The following is a 24020-nucleotide window of genomic DNA, read 5'->3' as shown; positions in this document are numbered from 1 at the left end:
TACCAAAAAGCCCACGCCTGCTGAGTCTAAACAGCTGCAACTACCCAGTTTATCAATAGAATCTAGCGTACCAACCAGTGCACCCCAGTCACTGGCCGCTATTTTTGGCAATATGATTATGAATGAGTAACAGTGTTCTAATATCTGTATGCTTTATTATATTGATATAAGCAACAGATTTAGAGCTTCTTTGTATCATATACTTATATATCGACATAGGTGAACTGCCAACATAACGACAAAACACGCTATCCCATAAAGGTCTTATAACCAGCTGAATGCAACAAGTTCACTGTACTAACTTGAAACATATCTAGGTCATAACTTATGCTGCGTGATAACCTCATCTGTCTTATCTAGTAACAAGGAGCCACGTTTATCAATGAAAGCGCTAGGCCTTGCATGTGGCGCAACCAACATGCATTTAATCTTGAAAGATAATTGCATCCTTTCGGAAGTTAATAATTAAAGCCAACAAATTGTACCCTGTAAATTAGCCTTTACGGCCGCTGAATTAATGATCCGGGGTTTGGTGAAACTACTTCCATCCGGACAAAAACTAGTCTCGGCCGCTCACCGGATGGTGATATGCATTCCATCGGGCATCACCGAGGTGGAGAAACGAGCGGTCAAGGATTCTTGTGAACATGCGGGAGCAAAAGAGATCTATATGGTCTCTAAACCCCTGGCTGCCGCCGTGGACATTGGTATTGGCATCACCCGGCACAATGGTGCCATGATCATTGACATTGGTAGGCGTACTACCGAAATTGCAGTGATTGCCTTGTCGAGCATCGTTTGTGAACAATTCATTCACATTGCAGGGGATGTGTTTACCCGTGATATCGTCGATTACATGCGTCGGAAACACAATCTGTTGATTGAGGAGCGATCGGGCGAAGAAATAAAAATGCATATCAGTTCGGCTTCACTGGAGTTGGTCAGTCCCCCGGCAGATTATGGGATTTGGGGGCGTGATTTGATGACGGGCATACCCAAAGAGATCAAAGTAACGTATGAGGAAGTCGCGTACTGCCTTGACCGATCAATTGCCAAAATTGAGGAGGCTACCCTGAAAGTTCTCGAACTGGCCCCCCGAATTATCAGCCGACATTCACACCAATAGTATTCACCTGACGGGGGGGCTTTATTACATGGTCTTGCGGAGCGTTTATCGGCCAAAACCAAGTTGAGTGTTCAAGTAACTGAAGACACCCTCCGGGCGGTGGTCAAAGGAATAGGAGAGACCACCAAGGATCTGGCCAGGTATGAGTCGATCCTGATTCGCTAACCACGGGCCAAAAGGGGATTGATGAACCCGAGGGATTGGGACAACTTACTCTACCCGTGTAGAAACGCTTGATAATTAAAGCCTTTTTACGTGGAATGTGTTCTACTGCCAAACAATATGATCATGGCTCACGAGGAAAAGAAAAACAAGAATATCAAGAAAGTAGCAACGAAAGCGCCTAAGGTAGCTGGCGTTGCTAAAGTTCCGAAATACGAGCAGAGCGAATCTGGCATTAAGCCACCGGACCTGACATCTAAAACCAAGAAGTAGTAGGTTCAAAAAAGCCCATAGCAGTTCGACACAAATCACTATGCTATATTAGAGACTAATCCATGAACTGCGTTTTGTCGCCGTCTTTATCGATCAACGTTATCAATAGAGAAAGAGGTCAAATCAATTCATTTAGGGCTACTGATGACGATTTTCCTATTAATTCGTCATCAGTAGCCCTAGATGAATTAAAATATATAGCTAACAGCGGAATCAATCAGCAGTCACCCATTTTCTTCTCCGATGTTCGCAGTCAGCGTAGTTCACAGATTAATATTCCATTGGGATTAAACGCGTTCCCCAATCTAACGTTCCGTTATCGATTAACGCTCGGTAGTGCTGATCTACATGCCCCCATAACTCCTGGATACCTTGAGTAGCACGGATAGACTCGTTCAACTAGTCGTTCTCTTCAGCATCACGATGGTAAGCCAAGCCGATGCCTGATTTCCCGTAGATCTTTCCCGAGCGCTTGTTCCTACTTCAACAATAAGGGCTGTGAGCAAATTTCTGAAGTGGTAATTCATTGATAAATTGTAGAGGCTCCTCCTACGGGTCGAAACGCACCCAGAAGATCAGTTCGATAGTAGGGTTCCGTTGCATGAGTCCGCAGGCATATTCATTCACCAGTCCCATCCATAGCGGTTTCCCAACTACCAGACAGAAAACAACGAACACGAAAACAACAAAAACAAGATTGACAAGTCTCTTATAGTGGTTTTTTGGTCGACAAATAGCGAAAATAATAATCAGACGTTGAGGAATACGGAGTTAGTCAGGCAGACTGGCGCAAATCGAAGAAGGGCCGAGCCTTAGTCTGGGGTGAGTACTTACACTTTGAGCAATACGGTCGAAGGGGGAATTTCCCTATTCAAGCGGTTAAACACACCCTTCATAAAATCGAATTGCTACTATCCTAGAAGGAATTGGCATTGCAGTACTCATTGGGTTTGTAGGCCAAACCCCAACCATTTCTTAGTTCTCAGAATACTATCCTGCATGAGACACAGGAGGATCCATGTATACGTTTTTAAATTAAAGGGCACAATAAATATGTATCTGATCCCAGGCGGTTTTTAACCGACTGTTCCAATAACCGGTAGCTTAGCCAGCACTCTGGAGCTAGGTTGCAGGCAGCCACCGACGCCACCGACCATTCCAGGCCCGCCGGTAGATGCGACCCCGCTGAAAGCGATAAAAACCCGGCTCTTTCACTTTTGCTCCTGGGCTGATCAGCGTCCAACACTCCCCCGCTAGTAGGCGCGTGATCCGGTGTACCGTGTCGGCTTTCACGCGGTGCGACTCGCCAGGTAACCGTTGCCGGCAGTCAATCGTATACCTACCGTCCGGGTGCAACATGAATTCATGTTCCTCATATCCCCCCACCAATATAACCGACTCGAAGGGGAACGGATGATCGTGGGGGTGGCCCGTGTCGGCCTGTGTGAAGTGGTGCAATACTTGCCCGTTGTCCAAATGGTGCTTGGTCATGTGGGGCCCCATAACCTCGATACGGGTTACAGAGGCAGGCAAGATAAATGGATAGGAATGCATACTGTATAAGCAAGCCGTTCTACTAAATAGTTCATGAAAGCTCCCGCCTGACTATGTAGCTGCTTTTCAGGTGGGGGACGAAGAATCCATGTCAAAGCACTAGAGTCCGCTGATAGCGAAGGTGTTCATACAGGCAAGAAACCCTTGTGGCTAGGGCTATAAGTCCAAAGTACATGCGCGTAATAAACGACTAAGACAACAAGGACCACCAGGAATAGTGGCATTGCTTTGTTATTCACACTGGTAAGTCTGATCAAGTGCCTCTGGATTGTAAAGAATTGTATTCATTGGCTTGCGGTACTTATAAGCGATCTCCCGGAGGAATTCGTGGTACTTCTCAAAGATGCGTGTCATTTTACCGAAAACCTCTCCTTTTAGGGCTTTGTAGGCAATGATATCATCCAGAATCAATGGTCCGGAGCGCTTTCGGCTTGGCTTGACCACTGGGGCCGGCTCAAGGACTTTTGCCATTTCACGAAGTTGATCGACAGCATTGGTTGGTTTAGTTCATGCTCATCATGCTCGATACTATTCCTATTCGTTGCCCGGTTTTGGGAATTACTGGTTTTGCGCCAAGGTGTTATTGGTTACTTGGGTAATTGAGTTGACTGAACCACTAAACAGGGGTGCCAGCAGAAAAACGCCTGGTTGTTGTTTTAGTTTAGCGTCAGTCATTTTGTGAGCTACTATTAACTACCTGGCATCTGTAATTTACTCCGTTTTTTTCCATAAGTGAAGTAAATGACAAGGCCGATAGCTAGCCAGACAAACAGTCGAATCCAGGTATCAAGGGGTAGCGACAGCATCATCAAAGCACAGGTTAAAATGCCCAATACTGGCACGAGGGGTACCCAGGGCGTTCGGAACGCACGGGGTACGTCGGGTTGTCGTTTGCGCAGAATTAATACACCTAAACAGACCATGATAAAAGCCAGCAGCGTTCCGATACTCGTCATTTCGCCCACTACCCGGATGGGTACCAGCCCCGCAAACAGGCTGATAAAAATGCATAACAAAATATTGGATCGCCAGGGCGTTTGAAAACGGGGATGAATATCAGAGAACATACGGGGCAGCAATCCATCTCGGCTCATAGAGAAAAACACTCGGGATTGCCCCAGTAGATCCACTAATATAACGGAGGTATAGCCAATCAGTATAGCCAGTATAATGGCTTGACTAAGCCAGCGATAAGGGGTCTTTTCGATAGCAATCGCAACTGGAGCAGCACTATCTTTAAACTCCGTATAGTTGGCTAGTCCTGTCATGACATATCCGAACAGGACGAATAGAATCGTGCAGACAATTAATGATCCCAAAATACCAATGGGCATATTGCGCTGGGGGTTTTTGGTTTCCTGGGCCATTGTAGCGACTATATCGAAGCCAATAAATACGAAGAAGACGACGCCAGCGCCCCGCAATATGCCGCTAACACCAAATTCACCGAACACCCCCGTATTCGCAGGAATGTAAGGCGAATAGTTTGCAGGATTGATATATTGCCAGCCAAGGGCGATAAATACCAACACAACCAGCACCTTCAGACTCACGACAAGCGCATTGAACACCGCTGAACCCTGGGTGCCCCGAACAATAATGACCGAGACTAACACCACAATGAGCACAGCCGGTAAATTTATGTACCCGCTAACGACCGATCCATCGGCCAACTTTAGCGATTCAAACGGAGATTGTACTAACTGTGGAGGTAAGTGTAGGTTATATTTAGCCAGGAATCGGGTTAGGTATTGTGACCAGCTAATGGCGACTGTAGCGGCCCCCACGGAATACTCAAGAATGAGATCCCAACCGATTATCCAAGCAAATAACTCACCAAGCGTGGCATAGGCATACGTATAAGCACTACCGGCGACGGGGACCATTGCCGCAAATTCGGCGTAACATAAAGCGCTGAACGCGCAGCCAATGGCTGCCACGACGAACGAGAGAGTGACCGCTGGACCAGCATGATTGGCGGCCGCGATACCCGTAAGGGAAAATAGCCCGGCTCCGATAATAACGCCGATACCTAAGGCCACTAAATTAAATGCACCAAGAGAGCGTTTCAGCGTTGATTTTCCACTTTCGTTGGCTTCCTGTCGTAGCAGGTCTAAAGATTTTATACGCATAATAACAAAGTAGTAAACAGTGGGTATTCGCTATAGCCCTAAAGGAATAGCAGTAACGACCGCTTCGCAAGGATGAGTTCGAATTTATCCTTGCAAAGCGGTCGGGTAACAGTGTGAAATAGCCTGCTCCCGAACTGTTAACGTCCGTAATCCGAGCGATTCCTGCTCGGAATTCCGCACAGTGGAATAGGCGGCTACCCCAAACTTCATGGGGGGTAAGCCCAGGCGTTCCCGATGAGCACGCAAGTCGTTAATCCGTCGGCCAATGGTATCGGGCGTATCACCGTGCATGACGTAGCCATCACATTGGCTGGCAATCAGCTCTTTGGCCGCTTCGGATTCTCCCCCAGCGTAGAGAAATGGCCGGGGTTTCGACAAGGGTTTGGGTTGCAGAATCGAATCTTCGACCCGATAGTACTTACCCGTGAACGAAAAATGATCCTGCTTCCAGAGGTTACCGACAACGTGCAGCCACTCAGCAGTTCGGGCGTAGCGGTCATCGTGTTGCTCAAAATGAACCCCGTATTTTTTGGCTTCATCCTGCCACCAGGACGAGACCACATTCAGCGTCAGGCGTCCACCACTAATGTGATCAATGCTTGCCGCCTGTTTAGCCAGTGGAGCAGGGGAATGGAACGTAGGGCGCACGGCCACCATTAACTCGATACGATTGGTAACGGCCGCAATAGCCGTAGCCGTCGACCAGGCGTCCAGGGAGGGAGCTTCTTCGCCCTGGATGTCATTCAAGTTTAGTTCAGCTATGAGGGTCAGGTCATAGCCCAGTTCCTCAGACTGTTGAGCCAGCTTTTTGACGTATGACCAGTCGGCTGTCATGTGTTCGTCCTCGACGTTACGAAGCCATCCGCCAAAGAAGGGCACCCAATAGCCGAATTTCATACGGGTTGAGGGCGTTGAGTTTTCTGTAGTTGCTGTTCGAGGTAGTCAACAAAACGGATGTACGGATCAAAACCGATTACGTTGACGGCATCCGCTATAAAGTTGGACAGCGCGTTAATGTCATAGAAAAGAACATCGTCCGTCCGATCATCGACTAAATACTCTACGCCACCTACGTCAATCTTCGCGGTCCTGGCGATGCGCTCGACAGCAGAGATAATTTCTAGCGGTGGTGTATAGGCCTCTACCGCCCGGCGGCCCGGCTGAATACCTTTCTTCGGAGCCTCCGTCAAGCAGAAATCAGCTGTTGGTTCTTCGAGAATGGCACAGATTTCGGCTGGGCACAGATTAAAACTTTCGCCGGTCGTGAACACTTTCATCGCATACAGGAATCGACCGTTCAGCGTCTCTATCCGCACGATATAGCCGTTACGGGGCTGGACGTATTCCTGCACCAAGGCGGTTTGGTCGATACCCAGATCAATCTGATCGGCGTTAACGGCAGCCTGTAATCCCTCGGGTGTATTAAAACGCACAATGCCCGCTCCCGCTCCACCAATATTTACTTTCACCACCAGGGGGAATCGAAGTTCCTGGGCAGCGGGCACGATCTGCGATACGTAATTGACGACCCGGGTTTCCGGATAGGACAGGCCCAGCGACGAGAGCAGCGCCAGTTGGCGCGCCTTATTGGTCTCGATACTCGTTGCCACAGTGCCGTTGATAACCCGAACTCCAATCTGTTCCAGATGAGTGAGATAGCCTGCGGTGTGGAAAATGCTCTGTCCATTCCCGCGTAAGTAAGCCGATGAGCTCATCCGGTTTACCACCAGCGCGTAGGAGCTATCGGTTTCGGATGGATTGTAGCGGTGATGAGCCGCATCGATACGCTCAAACGGAATGTGTCGACGGTCCAGTTCGGCAAAAAGGGGTTTAAACCAGTCGGGGTGCTCGTAATAAATTCCGATGGGTTTTGCAGAATCTGACATTGTTCATAAAGTTTCTGGTTGAGTTTTGTTTCTTCCAAACGTAAAGGCGACGACAAAAGTCGCGCAGATGCGAATCACCTGATCAATTTTCTTCTTCGGCGACCTGTGGAGCGTCCACACTTAGGTATTGACCGAGTAAAATTGCATTTTGAAAGAGTCGCGAGGTACCGTGCCAGTAGGAACGAAAGGTAGGATTGTCGGCGGAAAGAACGACACGTCCCTGCTCTTCGGTACTACAACGACGGCCGCAGAATTACTGATTTTCTTTTTATTCTCAGTCGATACAAAACCACTGGCATAGGGCGTAGCCGCGTATTTGACCACTGTGCCGTACGGACTGCTACTAGGCTTAAGGAAGGTAGTATCGTTACGGAAGACGAACAATTTCAATTCGAAAAGCCAAAACCGATCGGATTTGTAATATACAGATCAGTGGTATAGATCGAACCGGCCAGTGCCCGTGGCCCTTCTTTGAGGGAAATATTCGCAAAATCGATCCGGTCTGGCGTGACCCGGTCTGGCGTGACCCGGTCTGGCGTGACCCGGTCTGTGGTTTAGCGGGTCCAGCCACTCTGGTGGTATCAGTACGGGTGGGGGTAGGCGACGCCAATAGGTTTTCTTTGACTCGTCTCTGCCAAACGGCCTATTCTGATACGTTTTCGGTCATGGTCAGCGTACCGCCATTCTCTACCCAGTTTTTTAGTTTACTTACCACGCTTTTGCCCAACGTCGAATACTGACCACCCACCAACACAACGGTGTTATAGCGTTCCCAGTTGGTCCAGGTAAACCACATTCGTTGTGGAAGCCGCCCCGATCACATATGCACCTTTCGCTTTGGCGGACTGAACGGCAAAACTGCCCACACCACTGGATGCCCCCTGGATTAAGATGCGTTGTCCCGCCTTTAGTTCTCCGTAGGTAAACATAGCCGTCCAAGCAATAAGGGCGCCGGCGGCACATCCGCTGCGGGCAACGGCTGTTAGATCTCTTCCAAGTTTAGTACCTGTGGTCCGCCAAACTGGTGAATTCTTATTGCTTTCATAACAATGATTTTTCTGTTTGTTGATGATACAATGGTCATCCCTTTTTTCTAAGGAGATTTAGCCGGAATGTTTTTTGTGTTAGCCAAAACAGTCAGTCAACTTTGGCTTAGATCCCAGGGCGGGTTGTCAGCCGGATAAAAGCGACGTGCGGCAGTCGCCATAAAGCGAGAGGTCAACGGGCTTGTAATGACGGATTATTCCTACTTTTCTATAAGCTGACGGGTCAAAAGCCAGCATAAATGCCAATACTAAGAGGGTGAATGCGCCAGACATACTCTTAAAAAATCAACAAACCGACTGTCGCTGGTCGGTATTTTTGGATGGCCTTCTCAATCTTTACTTACAGGTATCAAAACTTTATCTAGCTTATTTCTTACGGAGCATGGCTGGGTAACTTCTAAACTCTTATTGTCTAACAAGGCTCATTCTTGAGACGCCGGGTCTTACCTGATGTAGGCTACTCTAATTAGCGTTTAGTGAGGCAATTGGCGAGTCAGCAGCCATTTTATAATGCCCATCCAAGCTGACAATGCCAACTAATTTTCGCTCAATCTAAAAAACTTGCGAAACCGAATGGTTGCATGTATATTTGCAATCATTCGGTTTCGCAAAGCAAACAATCAACATGATGAGACGAGATATTTTTCAGGCTATAGCCGACCCCACTAGGCGGGCAATTATCACCCTAATTGCCTTGCAGGCAATGACACCCAATGCCATTGCTGACCACTTCAACACGACCCGACAAGCGGTTTCCAAACACCTGCGCATACTCACCGAATGCGATCTGGTCAAACCGAAACAGCAAGGCCGGGAGATCTACTACTCCCTGGAAGTTGAAAAGATAAAAGAGGTGGATCAGTGGGTAAACCAATTCAGGAAAATTTGGGAAACTCGGTTTAATCAACTTGACGACGTATTAGCAACCCTCAAAAAACAACAATAATGAACGATTTCACCGTTGACAAAACAACAAAAACGGTCACTTTCTCCCGAGAATTTGATGCCGACCTGTCGTTGGTGTGGGATGCGTACACCAAGCCGGAAATTCTTGACCAGTGGTGGGCGCCCAAACCCTGGACCTCAAAAACAAAATTTATGAATTTTGCCGTGGGCGGCCGACGGTTTTATGCGATGGTAAGTCCCGAAGGCCAAGAGCATTGGTCCATTCAGCAATACACGTCCATTAGTCCGAAAACTAATTTCAACTTGTGGAATGCGTTTGCCGACAAAGATGAAAACCCAGAATTGCCCGGTTCGGACTGGAATTTAACGTTCAGCGAGCAAAATGGGAAGACAACCGTACGTATCCGTATTTATAATGAATCGCTTGCTCGCTTAGAGAAGATGCTTGCCATGGGCTTCCAGGAAGGAACGGCTATGACCCTGAAAAACCTGGAGGAGTTACTGGCAACGTTATCGCACCAAAAGTAAAGGAATACATTGTCGTTACTATCGGCTTGGCGAAATGGCATTGAACGGTCTGTAATCAATATTGGCCCGTTCAATCAGCGATAGTACGTTCGTTCAGCAGACAGGGGTCAACTATTATCGCCAAGCCGTAAACCGTTGATGGCGCGTACGAATAACCGGCGGGTGCCGCACCGGAATGCCGCCGGGCCGACGTTCGGATCACGGTGGACCGGTGGTTGTGCGCTCCGCTTGGGATCGTTTCTTACGACAGGCTACTCGCCTTCGCTGGAAGCTTTATAGCTCGACGCAGGCAACGCTACAAAGGTTGAACGCAGCTGAGTTTAGCCTATCTTGTGGCTACCAACAGACTTTGCGAATAGTGGGTCCGTCAACAAAGCAGTCGCTTTCATTTCGGAGTCACAGGCAACTGGTTAAGTTTGTCAGCCATTCGATCGTACACGCTCAGATTAGTAACCTTAAACGTGCAGATGCAATAACGTTCCTTTGCTTGATATGAAGGAGCGTTGTTGCATCTGTTTCAATAAATGGGACGTTACACGTTACAAAAGCCGGACAGGACAAGGTGACGAATCAATAAAGGTAGAGGGTTGCAAGCTGAAGACAGACCAATTGCTATTGGCGTTTTGAGCTGCGTTTACGTCTCACAGCAAGCGCCAGAGAGTTGGCTGCCAAAAATAAATCAGCGAATGGACTCCTTAGTCTGAGCCAGGATCGCGTTTTCGATATGGTTCTGTAGAGGGACGGTAAAGCAATGGCTAAAAAAACAAAATCCATACCGGTCAACACGATGACTGACGATCCGGACATCGGTATTGCCATTGAAAAAATAGCCTTTCCGCAATTACCCCCGGCGGATCATGTAACGAGTGTTCAGGAAGATCGACAATCACACCGGCACAACACCCATACCTTCCACCTGCTCCAGAAAGGAACCGTTACGATCGACATTGATTTTCAGCAGTACAAAATGGAGCCCTCCTCCATCCTATACGTTCATCCGGATCAGGTACACCGAACAACTGCTCATGATCCCATAACCGTTGTCAGTTTGGCCATGACGAATGAAAATCTGAACCCCGAGTATCTGAACCTGCTGGAAGACCTCGTCCCGGTAAAACCCTTGCCGGTAGCCTCCGACACGTTTGCCCTCCTTGACCAGGCCGTATCACTTTGCCTGAACCTGGTTGACCGCAAAGCCGATCAACTGTATCATTCCCGGCTAAAAGATGCGTGTAACGCCCTGGTGGCCCTGATCCTTTCGACCTATCTGGAACAAACGAAAGCACCTACCAAACTTTCACGGTTTGACCTGGTCACCAAAGCCTTCAGAGAACAGTTGGAACGTAGTTTTACCACGATCAAACGGCCGACAGACTATGCCAACAGCCTAAATTTATCGACTGCTTACCTAAACGAATGCGTTAAAAACACGACCGGCCATTCGGTTTCCCATCATATCCAGCAACGCATCATCCTGGAAGCCAAACGATTACTCTATTATTCCGATCAATCGGTGAAAGAAATTGCCGCCCAACTGGGCTATGACGATTACCCTTATTTTTCACGGCTCTTCACGAAAGCTACCGGCATGACCGCTCTGGCCTTTCGACGTAAAAACCGCGATTAATCCAATACGTACCCTTTCCTTGCATTGCCCCGCCTGATTCGGTGACGTTCCTTTGTGCTATCAACAATCGCCTACACAATGGACTCAATTAAAGGGAAAGAAGTGCTCATTTCGGGTGCCAGTATAGCCGGACTTAGTGCCGCCTGGTGGATGAATCAGATAGGCTATCGGGTCACGGTGGTCGAAATGGCCCCGGAGCCTCGCGTCAATGGGGCTGCCGTTGATTTCAAGGGCGATGCAATAGACGTTGTGAAACGCATGGGACTGTTCGACCAGCTGAAAAAGCACCGCTTACACGTTGACCGGGTAGAGTTTAAGAACGCGGACGATCTAACGGAGGGTTCAATTCAGATGGACGAAGAGTCTGACGAACTAGAGATCGAACGGGAGGCCTTGATCGGTATTCTGTTTAACACGGTAAAAAACGACGTTACCTTTCTATTTGACGACAGCATTACGGCCCTTCAGGAGACGGAAGAAGACGTGGTCGTGAGCTTTAAGAATAGCCCACCACGCTCTTTTCATTTGGTGCTGGGCTGCGATGGGGTTCATTCGGGAGTGAGAAGACTCTGGTTTGGTGATGAAGCGGACTATGCTCATTTTTTGAATGCGTATGGCTCGCTGACCATTTTGGATAAACTGCTGATCAAACAAGGCACGATGCAGCTGTTCCGAGTGCCGGGCAAGTCCATTGCACTGAATGCCTACAATAATAAGACGGATGTTATTTTTAGCTTTGTTTCAGACACTGAAATCTCCGTTGATTACCGCGACAAGGCGGAGCAAAGACAGCTGATTGGTGAGCAGTTTGCGGGGCAAAGCTGGCGTACCGCCGAGCTGTTGGCCGAAATGCAGCGGTCGGATAATTTTTACTTCGTTGAATTCTATCAAATCAAGATGCCATCCTGGACCAAAGGCCGAGTAGCCTTGGTGGGCGATGCCGCCTACTGTGCTTCTCCGGCTGCGGGAATGGGCGGTTCACTGGCGATGAGCGGTGCTGCTGCCTTAGCCGATGCGTTGCAACAACACGATGGCGACTACGAATTAGCGTTTGAGGATTATAACAGGAACTTTCGACCGTTTATCGAACGTGTGCAGTTGGAAGCCCGGCATAACCTGCAAACGATTTTTCTGCCTGGAACTGAAGAAGCGATCCAAAAAGGTAACGCGCAGACGACCGCATTTTAGGCAATAGCGCATAGATGTATCGGCTGTTGGAGCGCTGACTCAGGACCAGCGCCGTCCGTTGAAACCGGGTCGCGCCAAGGTGGCTGGTGGAGCAGCAATGTCCCGGTGAGCCTACTGAGTTTACTTTTTCTCAGGGATTCGTAATTATCGCTTATAGCTTCTCAATTATCGCTCCCACATAAGACGAGTCTGGGCCTGGACGCACTTCAACGATTCTTCGACTCGTGTCGAAAGCTATTTGTGAGCCCATTTACCTTAAGGCGGTATGAACGGTAGATGGCGCTTAAAACGCCAATTTATTTGCGTGTAAGTTAAGCCACTACGATTAAAATTTTGCTCCCTGCTTCGGCCCTCTACTCTCCTTGAGTTGGCAACTCCTCATCAAGGACAACTCGTTGGCTTATGAGCATCAAACGAAATGAAAAAATTAATCCACGTTAACCGAGCCAGCCGGAAAACCGGTGGTGTCAATATAATAATCAAGCTGATCAATACGGTCAGAAAATAACTCAATTCCCAGTCCAGCAATACCTCCAGCACAATGAAGCAGGTCACAATCAAAGCTGTGTAGTAGGCATAACTCACGTATAAAGCACCCGTGTAGTAGCCAGGTTCTTTGTCAAAGCGTTCACCACAGCAGGAACACTGCGGATTCATGTGATCAAATCGTTTTAGATTATAGGGATTATTGACCGCAAAGAAGTTTCCCCGCTGACAACGGGGGCATTTATTAAAAAAAATGCTGTAGAGTTTGGTGCCTTTGCCCATACTATTGGTAGCGAGTCGATACACAACCGATTCCAATGAACTTGCTGTTCAAAAGTGGTCTGTTGGCATCACTACCCCAGAGGGGGGTACTTTGTTTAATAGACGTCACTATCAAACCGGTAGCTAACAAGTTTCCTTTATGCCGTGCCCAAAGGATCCAGTCTGGCTAAACAGCAATTACCGGTTCGAAGCCCTGATCAGTATAATGCACAAAATTGTATCAAAACAAGGCCCAGGTCTAGTGGAGCGTAGATAGCTTGTTAATTGATACTGTTAGAGGTGGCATCGTATGCCACCTCTAACAGTATGTGTGCTTTAATTAATATAACTTGGAGCGGTAAAACGAATCAAGTTTTAATCGGAAAACACTTCGCCGTCCAAACCAGTACTGTGATAGTTAACCGTAAAGTTGCCAACGTATACTGGCTTACCCACTGAGCGCTGCTCCTCACGTTCATACTTCACAGTTTCTCCTATTGCAACTACTTTGTACGTTTTGCCTTTATAGAAGCGGTAGTTATGATGGCGATTATCAGTGTATCCCCAAACCGTAGCACTCTTGATCTTGCGCTTGCGCCCATCTTTATAGTAAACTTTAAGTACGCCTGCCGCTTCACTTGCGCTAATGTAGCGTATAGAATCGCCTAAATCTGGCTTCTCAAGATCGTTCCCTACATACAGAATTCGGCAATTCTGTGCCTGAGCCCCTTTGCTAAACAAAAGCACTAAGCCTACCAAGAAGAAAAAAATAGGGTTCATATGGAAGCTATATTTACGCTTTTCCTAGTACCACTCGGCTGCGAAAAGCACAAGTAAATATAATACGGCTTAGCATACCACTTTCTGCTTTTTTTAGTGATTCGTGATCCGTGCCGTAGTTACAGCCTGCTGCTGCGGTTGCGAAAGTTAGACCAGTCTAGATTCTTCGTTTTGATTGTTTGGTACGAAAATTACGGAAAAATGAAGCCCATTTTTTAGTACAGAATGCGTCTTTCAGACTTTTATATTAGTCATGGCCGTTAGATTAACTCAGGTACGGTGATCAGTGTAAAGGCTTTTTAATTTCGGTAGTTATTTTACCCGATGACGGACGAGCCGAACTCACATCAACCACCTTAGCGGCTTGATCAATAAGCATGTAGCGGGGAATGCTGCTCAGTTGATTGATAGTCCATAACGAGTCGAAATGTTCGCCAAGAAGCTGATTTATATGCACACCTTTAAAATTAAGATCCTTGGCTAGAAATTTTTACCAAGCCGCTACATTGCGATCAATAGACACATACAGGAAGCCTACTTGATCAGTATCCATGAAGCGTTTTTGGAGTTGCTTGGCCTGCGGAAACTCCTCACGACAGGGACACACCAAGTTGCCCAGACATCAACGTACACCACTTTTCCCCTCAAACTAGCTAAGGATAAAACATCGCCTGTCGGGGTAATTTCTGAGAACGTAGGCGCCGTTTGACCAGGCAGCAACGCCTGCCATTTGGCGTACCTCTGGTTGATGATCGGTTCGTTCGTACAGAGCGTAGCTAATCTTCTGCTTAACTGATGCTGGTAACGAATCCGTAACCGGTGTGATGCCTTGACGAATAGCCTCCAAGAGGTTTTTAGCGCGTAGAAACGTACGAATAGCCACCGGATATTTGCTTCGTTTGATTTGTTGATTCGCTAGTAAAGGGAGTTGTGGCTGAACAGCCGTTATCTGATCTGGGCTTGAGACTCCTGAACTGTTAGAACGGTGCTATTTATTTGGTAGCATACGCAAGATAACCACCATAGGCTACCAGTTCTGTGCCGGTAATAAAGCTGGCATCGTCGCTGGCTAGAAACAATACAGTTCTTACGATCTCCTCCGAGCGGTCCATACGTTGCAGGGTAGTAACCAATGAAAAGACGTCTTTTGGCAAAGCTACCCTTGGCAAAACCTGGAGTTTCCACTGGACCGGGGCTAAACAGGTTTATCCGTATCTTTCTATCAGCCAGTTCATTGGCGGCTCTCGACTAGAACAGTAAACACAGCAATAGGTACAATTACCTTACTCGCCAATATAACTGGGCAAAACAATACAGCTTAGTTGGCGGCAACGTAGCCGTTTCCCGTAAGTCTAGAATTTATGTTGGCCGCACTCTAATGAAGCTATTTAGTTTTAATCTTTTACTTCAACTTTAGAACAGATTTACAATTAAGGAGCGTATTGTCAAAATGAAATATAATGATGAGATAGCGTATAAGATTATATCGTGACCATCTGCAAGAGTATCGAGCGGGCCAAAGTGCTTATCAATCTCAATGGGCAGCGGTGGCTAAAAGCGATGTAAACAAAAAACGCCTTGGTGATTAGCCTCGGCTTGTAGTCTGGTGAGTTGAATTGCCAGTAGGTAATTCAACTCACCAGACTACAAGCCGAGGCTAAATAGATCAATATACTACTTTTGGATTTACCGACATCAAGCAACTACTTAGTTGACTAAGCTATCAGTCATTAAATTTTAATTAACCCTAAACTACTCATTTATAAATATTTAGCTTTATAACGGATAAAAATACACGAGAAAGATAAGATTTTAAGCCGGGTCCTAATAGGGTCTGGCTTCTTTGTTTGCTGGTAACTTCAGTCTGGTACTTACATGGTTCTCCGATTTGCTGACCTGCCTTTAACTAGGGCACTTTAATAAGGTATTTTTCCAGTTCACGACCGTCACAAGAGATGCATTTCCTGTTCACAACAGGACAATGCGCCTTTGATCTCAGTTTAGTATGCATTAAAAAATGATTATAATTACTTAAGTATATTTACTATTTATTCGTTATGTACTTATTTTATTTAAGTATTTTAGTAGTTGTATACTAATGTGAGGCCTACTACGGAGTCGAAGGGGGGTATACAGAGTCATTACCTTTAGTTGAACACCTACCTTACTTATTGCCGATGATCAACTGGCCTGCTATTCCTGTTGACCTTTCCAAGACAGTGATTGATGAGCTGCCTTATGGTATACTGGTCTCCGATGCGATTCGAACTGCCAATGGCCGCATCGTTAATTTTCGCCACCGACTCTTCAATCAACGGGCTAAACAGGAGCTACCAGCGCTGGCGAACTGGTTTGAAGGGGCAACCATGTGGGAACTCTTCAAGGAGGATGCCCGGGCAGGCTTGTTCGATACATACAAAACCGTATACGAATCAGGCATACGTGTCAGAGGGGTCTATCGGTCACCAACAACAGGCAAATGGTACCAATCGTTAATTGAACCCACTGCCGATGGGGTCATTGCCATAGGTATAGCCTTACCTGAAGCCCAACAGACGATTGCTTTGATTGATAACAAGCAGGATGATGGGCTTTTGCTGGTTCAACGCATTCGTCAACATCAGCTTCCCCTACAGGTCAGCCGGTTCGAGTCAGCGAAAGACTTTCTGCATAGTTTGGTGGAAGGCCATATTAACCCTGTTTTAGTCCTGGTGGAGCTAAGACTGCCAGGTAATGCAGGCCTGTCCACGGTAAGTCAATTACAGGCGCATTGGCAACAAAAGAACAAAAGCAGGCTCCCGGCTGTAGTCTGGTCAACTGACCCCTCGTTCAGTGAGCAGAAGGCCTGCTACCAGGCAGGAGCCGTGTTGGTATTGAACAAAGTCAATTATTTAGTTGATTCGCTCTTAGAATTAGTGCTCTAGTACCGCCCCTTTTAGCGTTTGTGCTGTTCCCTATTCAGTATACCAATGGCGATTAGAGCCTAAGCCACTTGTGAGATACCCCCAGTTTCCGGACCGCTCAGAGGTTGAAAATCGGGCGGTCATTTGTCATTCTTTTCCCTTCTATTCCCACCTCATTTGGCGTCAATCCACCAAGCGAACTATGAGGTCGAAAGCTGTTATACTCTTGTCTCCAATGGTCAATTTTTTCCTGTGCGTCAGTCAGGGAAAGAAAACAATGGGCGTTTAAACACTCATCTCGAAAACTATCATTAAAGGACTGCGCGGGCAGCCCCGTCAATAAATGGGTTATCGGTGGGTTTGCCTGGTCTGGAAAAGTCTAGCGTTACCTTATTATCATAGGCCCATTTGTCAAGCGCTTTCGAGATAAACTCGCTGCCGTTCCAACGCTAAAGTAGTATGTTCTTTAGCCGTAAGATATCGGGTTAGAGCACTGAAAGATAGGCGCATACTTATGACTACTTGTTTGGCATAAACAGGATACACTTTGACTAGGTGCACAGACATGTAGCTCTGCATAGGTCTAGAGAATTTAGTTAAATAACCTTTTAGTTAAAAGGTTAAGTAGTTATTTGGTTATTTAATTACATAGTTATTTATTTGTTCTATGAAAACAATCGTGGTAGCCCAGCAGAAGGGAGGAGTTGGTAAGACTACCCTTGCGCTCAACATAGCCCTCTATTTTGCCCGCAATGGAGCGAACGTAGCTATTGCCGACGCCGACGCACAGGGAAGCCTAACAGCCTCCGCCGACCTGCTTGAAGGATTGCGACTCGTATCAGTGCAAGAGGTGCTGAATAACAGGGCAGAGGCAGATCTAGTTGTAATCGACACCAGTCCCCGAAATGATGCGGATCTAGCAAAGGTGCTGGCACTGGCTGACTTTGTGTTGATTCCCGTTAAGCCTGGATACCTTGATGTATTGGCGCTTAAGGATACGCAGGCAATCTTACAGCAAGCGGGTATTAAGAAGGCGGGTATTATCCTTAATATGGTTCAGCACCGGAACGCGGTTACTCGGGAGGTGCAAGAGCTATTACAGGGGTTCAGCATCCCGCTTATGACCACCCAAATATTCCAGCGCGTTGCCTATACCCGATCAACAATGACTAATGGCGTGTTCGGCTCCGACGATGTAAAGGCGCAAGCCGAGATTGAAAACCTAGCAGATGAAATTCTTGACAACCTATGACTCCCGAAGATAAAAAAGCTAAGATGTTTGCCAAGCTCAATGAAGAGCCTAAGCCAGTGATCACCCAGGTTGTTCGGGTTGCAGAAACAAAAAAGGTAGGACGTCCGGAGAAGGCAAAAACAGAACCGACCGAACACTTCAATGTATACTTACCGGAGAGCCTTGCCAGTGACCTGCGGATACAAAAGGCCCGTACCCGTATGAACATTCAGGATATGGTTGTAGAGGCTGTAAGGGACTATCTGGATAAGAAGGGGGCATTAACAGTTAAATAACTATATAACTGTTAAACTGAATAACCATTTAACCAAACATATCAAATAACTACAGAGTAATAGGAGGAAATCCTGACCCCTGTGGTTATTGGGCGAGTGCATATTGATAAGTATATTTATCTTGAGTATGGTACGCTGTACTCTTCTCGGACAAACAGGTAAAGCCTGTTGCACCACTTTTGTAGTACGTCTGTGCTACACCTAGTGCTTCTTTTTGAATGAAGTGCCGCTGACTGGCGGGGTTACTGTTGTCGACAGCTTCACGTGCTTTAGTGAATCGACCTGCAACCGCAGTGCTTTGATGTTACTCTCTTTAGGTGTATTCGAAAAAGTGAGTGTAGCCACAATAAGGGCTGTAAGAAACACAAATGTTGAAATAGACTCAAAACCACGTCGCCAGTTCCAGTCCAATTGCTTCCGACGCTCCTCTTTTAGTTCTTCCTGTTCCGGTAGCGAGTAGCCTCCATTATTCATGAATACCACCCCCGCCGGGGTTAATATCACATTTTTTTTCGTCACTACCTTTTTCAGATTGGCCTAGATGAACGCTGATGTATTCACGATGAAGCAACTCTGTTTGGTGTTTATAGAACAGAGGGCTCAAAGGGCTTTCTTCTCCAAGTAAGAAACCTTTCCCGTATAGGTCAATCACATGTAAATCCCTGAGTAGGCCAAGACATAATCTTTTTCTTCGGCTGTGCTCAAAATGACCAATTCTTGAGTGTGGAATAAATACCGGTTGTCAACTAGCAACCTCAACCTTTCGCTTAAGCAATCGCATCACTTGCGTAGCTTGGAACTGACAGCCCATCGAGGTACGAAAACCCGCCCGGTTCAACTCATCGGCGATCTGGGTGTAGTTCTTACCATTCTTGTGCATCATAGTAGCCATTGATGAGGCCCGGCGGTTATTTTCGTTGTTAGCTGCCCGGAGCGCGTTACCGGCTACTCCCTTAGCTTGGGCCGCTGGTGTCAAGTTCTCGGGCTTGCCTAGCGTAGCGCCCTGAGCAATCTTAGCCTGCAACGCGGCTTTGGTTCGGCTACTGATCAGTTCCCGCTCATGCTGTGCCAGTGTTGCAAAGATTCCGATGGTCAGAGTATTGGCATCGGGCATATCAACACATTGAAAGTTTACCCCCGAATCCCTCAGCGTGAAAATGAATGACGCGTTACGGCTCAGTCGATCAAGTTTAGCAATGACCAGCACCGCGCCCTCTTTCTTTGCACGATCAATAGCCGCAGCCAGTTGAACGCGCTGGTTGTTTTTTCCGGATTCAACCTCTGTGTATTCTGCCACGATAACCCCTTTCACGTAGTTGGCCACTGAGTAACGTTGTGCCTCCAGTCCTAATCCCGAATCACCTTGCGCCCTGGTGGACACCCGGTAATAAGCCACATACTTTAATGCCTTCAAATCGGAGGAGACCGATTTTACTGTTTTCTTAGCCATAACAACACAAACAACTTACGCCCTCGATTGTGATTACATTCGCGATTATAAACCTTTATATCTAATCGGCTCAACTTTGAGCCGATTGATCCAACTTTTGACCGACCAATCCAAATCTGGATTCACCTTGTCAGCGTCGCAAATTGCAACGCTGACATTAACCTATTAATTTGGCAAATTGCCTCGGCGTGACAAAATGTAACGCTTTTGGTAATCAGATAGTTACTCTTTGAATTAGGCGGGGGTTAGCGGGCTCAGATTTGAGCTGACCAAGCCAGGGCTATAACGTTCACAGCTTATGGGTCGCGTTTCAACCGCGACCCTTTTTTTTGCTTATTCAAATAGAAAAGCAAAATAGGACTGCGCAGATTTGAGCAGTCCTAATATCGATAGCCCTTGATACTCCTAAGTCAGATAGTTTAAATGTACCGCTGGCGTACATTAAAGGGTCCGCGTTTAAATCACACCCTTGACAGCCTCCGTTTTAAACACGGACTGTCAAGGTTTGCTGTTCCAAGTGGAATAGCAAAGAATCCCGGCTCAGTTGACTGTACAGTTCCGATTTGAAATCAGGACTGTGTATTAAGTGCTGTTTTACTAATCCCTATCCCTCCAACAATGCCGCATATCCTTGATAGTCGCGTTGATTTAAAATCGTTGCCAATTGCCGGTTTTAATTACCCCAAAAATGGGGGTTCTAAAGGCCTCGAATCTCAAATGTGATCCTGAGTCACATTTAACAAATCGGCAGCCTCGAATGGTCTGGCCTCCAAATGCAACTCTGGATTGCATTTAAGAAATCGATCAACAAGTCGCTTTGTGTTATTCCTGACAAACTGGCAATCCTTTGTTGTTATTTATAACAGCTACATGGCTGTGACAATACGTGCAGATTCATGAAACAATCCCGCTTGCGTAACTCGACTTACTAGTTATTGGAAGAATCAAGATTGTCAAGTTTAAAGGCAGCCTGTGCCGCTTCCGACTCTGTCCTTCTGGCGACCTTATAAACTGCCTCGACAGATAAGCCTGATAGCCTAAGATGCCGAGCAGCAGCAACACAATAAAGAGGTTGCTAGTCAAAAATGCGGATAGCTTTTCATGTTGGTAGTTGAGTTACACCCTCTCAAATATAAGTGAAATATCCCTTGTTTTACACTCGTTGAACGGATGTTTAAGGAGTGTAAAATAATCGTGGAACACTTAGTCAATTAGTTTTGTAAGCTTCCTCCAAAAGTGATCAGTTGAAAAATAGCGTCTTCCCCTAACTTTTCATAAAAGGGAAGAAAAATGAAAGCAAACCGCTCCGGCGGCCCAGCGATTTAGCGAGGCCTAAATAGTTGCCATTCTTAAACAACAGCAGGCTAGCCAAACCGTTGTGCTAATTGCCCGCGAACATGGCATTAGTGAAGCCACTTTCTATAATTGGAACCGGGGCGCCGGAGCGACAGAAGTACGGCGGGATGGAAGTCTCCGAACTGAAACGATTGAAAGACCTCGAAGAAAACCGGCGACTCAAGAACAGAGCCGCCCGCGCGGATGTACGCCGAGCTAAGCTTAGAGCATGAGATCGTCAAGGAGGCACTCAAAAAAAGTGACGGTCCGACGCTGCGGTAGGACCTGCTTAACGTCGTCAGTTAGCGCAGTGGATTGTCAAAGCAAAAGCCTTTAGTCAGCAACGGGCTTGTCGTCTAGCCGGATAAAGCCGTCGAATGTTTGCTTATCAATCCAAGCGTCAGCCAGATACTGAAGTTAAACAGGTCATCCAAACGGTTGCTCGTCGTCATCCCGGGTGGGGCTTTTGCCGAGCCGCCGGTGCGGAAGATTCGACATCGGCTACTCCAGCAAGGCCACGCCTATAATCACAAACCTAGTTGGCGTGTCTATCGCCAACTAGGTTTGAATCTGCCCAAGCGAAAACGTAGGCGCTTGCCTGATCGAGTGCGACAACCTTTACCCAAAGCCATGGCAGTGAACAAAGTATGGTCGTTAGATTTTATGCGGCAGCCGTGCTGTTCGATGCACTACGGGATGGTCGTCGATTTCGGACTCTTAACGTGTTGAATGATTATAATAGACAGGCATTAGGTATTGATGTAGACTACTCATTGCCTACTAAACGAGTCATTCGCTTTCTGGAACAGTTGATAGAAAGTTATGGGAAACCAGCTTGCTTACACTGTGACAATGGTCCGCGCGGTGGCCGCCTGAGTTTATCAGTACGGCATTAACGGAATGGTGTGAAAGTAACTCAAATTCGTTTGCATTGGATTCAACCAGATAAGCTTACCGCAACGGCAGACCGTTCAGAATGCTTTTATTGAACGTTTTAACTGGAGTATTCGCCGGGAAGTATTGAATGCCTATCTGTTTCGTAATTTAGCTCAGGTCCGAGAGGTGGTTGCAAACTGGATGAAGAATTACAATACAGAACGCCCTCACCAAACACTTGGCTTTATGACGCCGATTGAGTTTAGACAGACGGGATAGACTCTACACAAAACCTGATCACTCGATAGGGAACAGCACAAACGATACATAACCAACTGGCAAGAGCATTTGAGAGTGTGTTAGTCTTACTCGATCTGTTAATAGGGAAGATTATATCTAGTATTGTCAAGGAGCCTAATCAACAATTTTTAACTATAATATTAATGGCGTTGATCAACACTAATATTTTACTAGAAAAGTACATAAGTAGTTTTTTTTTGCTAAACTTTTTCCCCTTTTCAACAAAATCGACGTTTTGATTTATTTTATCTTTTATCAATAGTTTCTTTTGATTGATTTAGGGGGCTCATAACTAACAGACAATCAATTGTTTGCGAAGAGAATAACAAGGTTTAGGGAGGTCAATAACAAGGTTTAGGGAGGTCAGTGAGCTTAGAATAACAAGGTTTAGGGAGGTCAATAACAAGGTTTAGGGAGGTCAATAACAAGGTTTAGGGAGGTCAGTAATAGAATAACAAGGTTTAGGGAGGTGTTGTATTTTATTTAGATAAATTATATATTTCTACAGATTATACTAGGTATAAGTCTCATAGGAAAGTATATGGCATGGTTGATAGACGGGTTATTTGAGCTTTTGCCTGACAAAAACAAGGTTTAGGGAGGTCTAGCCTAGGAATAACCGATAAACTTTTGCCAGCTTGTTATTATATTCTATATATTTACTCACCACAAAATGGCCCTTTTCATGGCTTCTGAATCTGTTGAAGTAGATGCATTTCCGTTCCAATCCATCTACACGAAGCATCCTAAAAATTTTCAGTCTAATTTATTTACCGAGTCGCGACAGGAATTTACGGAGTTAGAAAAAAAGATAGTCACACTGGTTATAAACCAAGTGGGTTATATATCGTATAAGGGTCAAATCGAACCCAAGCAGAACTTAAAAGTGCAGGTGCCTTTCATCGAGCTAAGCAAAAATCATTATGATCAAGTAGAAGCCGCTGCGCGAAAAATGTCGAAGAAGCAGATTTGCTACAGGAACGAGAAAAGTAAGAATTTTACTTTTCTAACCCCTTTCCCCCTCATTAGGACAGCACATAATATCAGCGGGGTAAAGGTCCTTGAGGTTACAATTCTGACAGAGGTAGTCCCTTATCTCGCAGAGCTTGGCCAACGTTATACTCAGTACGATGTCGATGTTATGCTCTCGCTCACATCGACCTATGCCATGCGCATGTATGAGATTGTCAGCATGTTTCACAACCGTGGTCAGCATACCTTCAAGTACAATGTGGAAGAACTACGCAACCTGCTAAACTGCAAGCCCACGTACCGCTGGAATGATTTTAAAACTAACCTTCTGGATGTTGCACAACGCGAACTGTTGCATAAGGCTGATATCAATCTAGAATGGGTACCTTCGCGAAAGGTTGGCAAAACCATTACCGAACTTGAATTTTCTGTAAAGACAGCTCATCAACTAGCTGCTGAAGCCGTGAAGCAGGACCAGCAGCAAATTAATAAAATGTCTATCAACGAGGCCGTTACCACTGCCTGGCAATTAATGAAAGGCTATAAACTAAAGCCCTGGCAGAAAGACCTCATCATTTCAGATTATAGTCTGCTGGAGACCTTTTATCGGGTCGACTCTGAACTGGCCAATGGGCTGCGGACCAACATTAAAAATCCGACGGCCTATCTAGTCAAATCTCTCGGCATGGATCAGAAGAAAGA

The 24020-nt window shown here is 46.4% G+C and carries 23 protein-coding genes and 2 pseudogenes; 13 read left to right on the top strand and 12 right to left on the bottom strand.

What is annotated here, in order from left to right; translation table 11 throughout:
* The first annotated feature begins 478 nt into the window (after positions 1 to 478).
* Positions 479 to 1291, top strand: a pseudogene (locus GK091_RS29160) (rod shape-determining protein).
* A 123-nt stretch (positions 1292 to 1414) separates the two neighbouring features.
* A complete protein-coding gene (locus tag GK091_RS29415; protein ID WP_170312820.1) occupies positions 1415 to 1561 on the top strand; it encodes a hypothetical protein in 147 nt (48 codons plus the stop codon).
* A 1122-nt stretch (positions 1562 to 2683) separates the two neighbouring features.
* On the opposite strand, the gene GK091_RS29155 is transcribed toward GK091_RS29415, so the two are convergent.
* The 6 genes from GK091_RS29155 to GK091_RS29130 all read right to left on the bottom strand — a co-directional run bounded on the left by GK091_RS29155 (position 2684) and on the right by GK091_RS29130 (position 7929).
* Positions 2684 to 3094 (bottom strand): hypothetical protein, encoded by a 411-nt coding sequence (locus GK091_RS29155; protein ID WP_164044273.1) that lies wholly within the window; start codon positions 3092 to 3094, stop codon positions 2684 to 2686.
* Between the two features lie 252 nt (positions 3095 to 3346).
* Positions 3347 to 3586: a hypothetical protein gene (locus GK091_RS29150; protein WP_164044272.1), complete on the bottom strand. Its 240-nt coding sequence runs from the start codon at positions 3584 to 3586 to the stop codon at positions 3347 to 3349.
* 218 nt (positions 3587 to 3804) lie between these two features.
* The gene (locus GK091_RS29145) at positions 3805 to 5247 is read right to left on the bottom strand and encodes an amino acid permease (RefSeq protein ID WP_164044271.1); all 1443 of its coding nucleotides are present in this window, start codon (positions 5245 to 5247) and stop codon (positions 3805 to 3807) included.
* An 84-nt stretch (positions 5248 to 5331) separates the two neighbouring features.
* Entirely contained in the window at positions 5332 to 6144 is an 813-nt protein-coding gene (locus GK091_RS29140; protein ID WP_164044270.1) for an LLM class flavin-dependent oxidoreductase, read from the bottom strand.
* The gene (locus tag GK091_RS29135) at positions 6141 to 7133 is read right to left on the bottom strand and encodes an ATP-grasp domain-containing protein (RefSeq protein ID WP_164044269.1); all 993 of its coding nucleotides are present in this window, start codon (positions 7131 to 7133) and stop codon (positions 6141 to 6143) included. Before GK091_RS29135 ends, GK091_RS29140 begins: the two co-directional genes overlap by 4 nt.
* 643 nt (positions 7134 to 7776) lie before the next feature.
* Positions 7777 to 7929 carry a hypothetical protein gene (locus GK091_RS29130; protein WP_164044268.1) on the bottom strand — a complete coding sequence of 51 codons (153 nt, stop codon included), beginning with the start codon at positions 7927 to 7929 and terminating at the stop codon, positions 7777 to 7779.
* A gap of 878 nt (positions 7930 to 8807) precedes the next feature.
* Here GK091_RS29130 and GK091_RS29125 point away from each other — a divergent pair.
* The 5 genes from GK091_RS29125 (at position 8808) to GK091_RS29105 (ending at position 12428) form a co-directional block, all read left to right on the top strand.
* Positions 8808 to 9125 (top strand): ArsR/SmtB family transcription factor, encoded by a 318-nt coding sequence (locus GK091_RS29125; protein ID WP_164044276.1) that lies wholly within the window; start codon positions 8808 to 8810, stop codon positions 9123 to 9125.
* The gene (locus tag GK091_RS29120; RefSeq protein WP_164044267.1) at positions 9125 to 9613 is read left to right on the top strand and encodes an SRPBCC family protein; all 489 of its coding nucleotides are present in this window, start codon (positions 9125 to 9127) and stop codon (positions 9611 to 9613) included. Before GK091_RS29125 ends, GK091_RS29120 begins: the two co-directional genes overlap by 1 nt.
* A 138-nt stretch (positions 9614 to 9751) precedes the next feature.
* The gene (locus GK091_RS29115; RefSeq protein WP_164044266.1) at positions 9752 to 9892 is read left to right on the top strand and encodes a hypothetical protein; all 141 of its coding nucleotides are present in this window, start codon (positions 9752 to 9754) and stop codon (positions 9890 to 9892) included.
* Positions 9893 to 10364: 472 nt separating this feature from the next.
* Positions 10365 to 11240 carry a helix-turn-helix domain-containing protein gene (locus GK091_RS29110; RefSeq protein WP_170312819.1) on the top strand — a complete coding sequence of 292 codons (876 nt, stop codon included), beginning with the start codon at positions 10365 to 10367 and terminating at the stop codon, positions 11238 to 11240.
* 78 nt (positions 11241 to 11318) lie between these two features.
* Positions 11319 to 12428, top strand: coding sequence for an FAD-dependent monooxygenase (locus tag GK091_RS29105; RefSeq protein WP_164044265.1), 1110 nt, complete (start codon positions 11319 to 11321; stop codon positions 12426 to 12428).
* A gap of 381 nt (positions 12429 to 12809) precedes the next feature.
* Here the strand turns inward: GK091_RS29105 and GK091_RS29100 are convergent, their stop codons facing one another.
* From GK091_RS29100 to GK091_RS29495, 3 genes are all read right to left on the bottom strand, one after another.
* A complete protein-coding gene (locus GK091_RS29100; protein ID WP_246202473.1) occupies positions 12810 to 13232 on the bottom strand; it encodes a DUF983 domain-containing protein in 423 nt (140 codons plus the stop codon).
* Between the two features lie 318 nt (positions 13233 to 13550).
* Positions 13551 to 13955 carry a hypothetical protein gene (locus GK091_RS29095; RefSeq protein ID WP_164044264.1) on the bottom strand — a complete coding sequence of 135 codons (405 nt, stop codon included), beginning with the start codon at positions 13953 to 13955 and terminating at the stop codon, positions 13551 to 13553.
* A 992-nt stretch (positions 13956 to 14947) separates the two neighbouring features.
* Positions 14948 to 15088, bottom strand: coding sequence for an SDR family oxidoreductase (locus tag GK091_RS29495; RefSeq protein ID WP_262889245.1), 141 nt, complete (start codon positions 15086 to 15088; stop codon positions 14948 to 14950).
* A 1044-nt stretch (positions 15089 to 16132) separates the two neighbouring features.
* Between GK091_RS29495 and GK091_RS29085 the strand changes: the two genes are divergently transcribed.
* Positions 16133 to 16879 (top strand): response regulator, encoded by a 747-nt coding sequence (locus GK091_RS29085; protein ID WP_164044263.1) that lies wholly within the window; start codon positions 16133 to 16135, stop codon positions 16877 to 16879.
* A 97-nt stretch (positions 16880 to 16976) separates the two neighbouring features.
* Here the strand turns inward: GK091_RS29085 and GK091_RS29080 are convergent.
* A pseudogene (locus tag GK091_RS29080) lies at positions 16977 to 17301 on the bottom strand (integrase core domain-containing protein); the annotation flags it as partial.
* Positions 17302 to 17525: 224 nt separating this feature from the next.
* Between GK091_RS29080 and GK091_RS29075 the strand changes: the two are divergent.
* The gene (locus tag GK091_RS29075) at positions 17526 to 18110 is read left to right on the top strand and encodes a ParA family protein (RefSeq protein WP_164044262.1); all 585 of its coding nucleotides are present in this window, start codon (positions 17526 to 17528) and stop codon (positions 18108 to 18110) included.
* Positions 18107 to 18385, top strand: a complete 279-nt coding sequence (locus GK091_RS29070) for a hypothetical protein (RefSeq protein ID WP_164044261.1) — start codon at positions 18107 to 18109, stop codon at positions 18383 to 18385. The genes GK091_RS29075 and GK091_RS29070 overlap by 4 nt, the downstream gene beginning before the upstream one ends.
* A 201-nt stretch (positions 18386 to 18586) precedes the next feature.
* On the opposite strand, the gene GK091_RS29065 is transcribed toward GK091_RS29070, so the two are convergent.
* Together GK091_RS29065 and GK091_RS29060 are read right to left on the bottom strand one after the other, a co-directional pair.
* Entirely contained in the window at positions 18587 to 18859 is a 273-nt protein-coding gene (locus tag GK091_RS29065) for a hypothetical protein (RefSeq protein ID WP_164044260.1), read from the bottom strand.
* Between the two features lie 268 nt (positions 18860 to 19127).
* Complete coding sequence (locus tag GK091_RS29060; protein ID WP_164044259.1) at positions 19128 to 19835, bottom strand: recombinase family protein; 708 nt, start codon at positions 19833 to 19835, stop codon at positions 19128 to 19130.
* 1378 nt (positions 19836 to 21213) lie between these two features.
* On the opposite strand from GK091_RS29060, the gene GK091_RS30200 reads away from it, so the two are divergent.
* From GK091_RS30200 to GK091_RS29050, 3 genes are all read left to right on the top strand, one after another.
* Complete coding sequence (locus GK091_RS30200; RefSeq protein ID WP_394351910.1) at positions 21214 to 21390, top strand: transposase; 177 nt, start codon at positions 21214 to 21216, stop codon at positions 21388 to 21390.
* Between the two features lie 800 nt (positions 21391 to 22190).
* Positions 22191 to 22325 (top strand): integrase core domain-containing protein, encoded by a 135-nt coding sequence (locus GK091_RS30195; RefSeq protein ID WP_394351909.1) that lies wholly within the window; start codon positions 22191 to 22193, stop codon positions 22323 to 22325.
* A 706-nt stretch (positions 22326 to 23031) separates the two neighbouring features.
* The coding region (locus tag GK091_RS29050) for a replication initiation protein (RefSeq protein ID WP_164044258.1) at positions 23032 to 24020 on the top strand (989 nt) is incomplete at its 3' end.

Origin of the sequence: Spirosoma agri (assembly GCF_010747415.1) — a bacterium.
Taxonomy (GTDB): Bacteria; Bacteroidota; Bacteroidia; order Cytophagales; family Spirosomataceae; genus Spirosoma; species Spirosoma agri.
The sequence above is the reverse complement of the archived record's forward strand: the minus strand, read 5'-3'. Positions and strand labels throughout refer to the sequence as shown.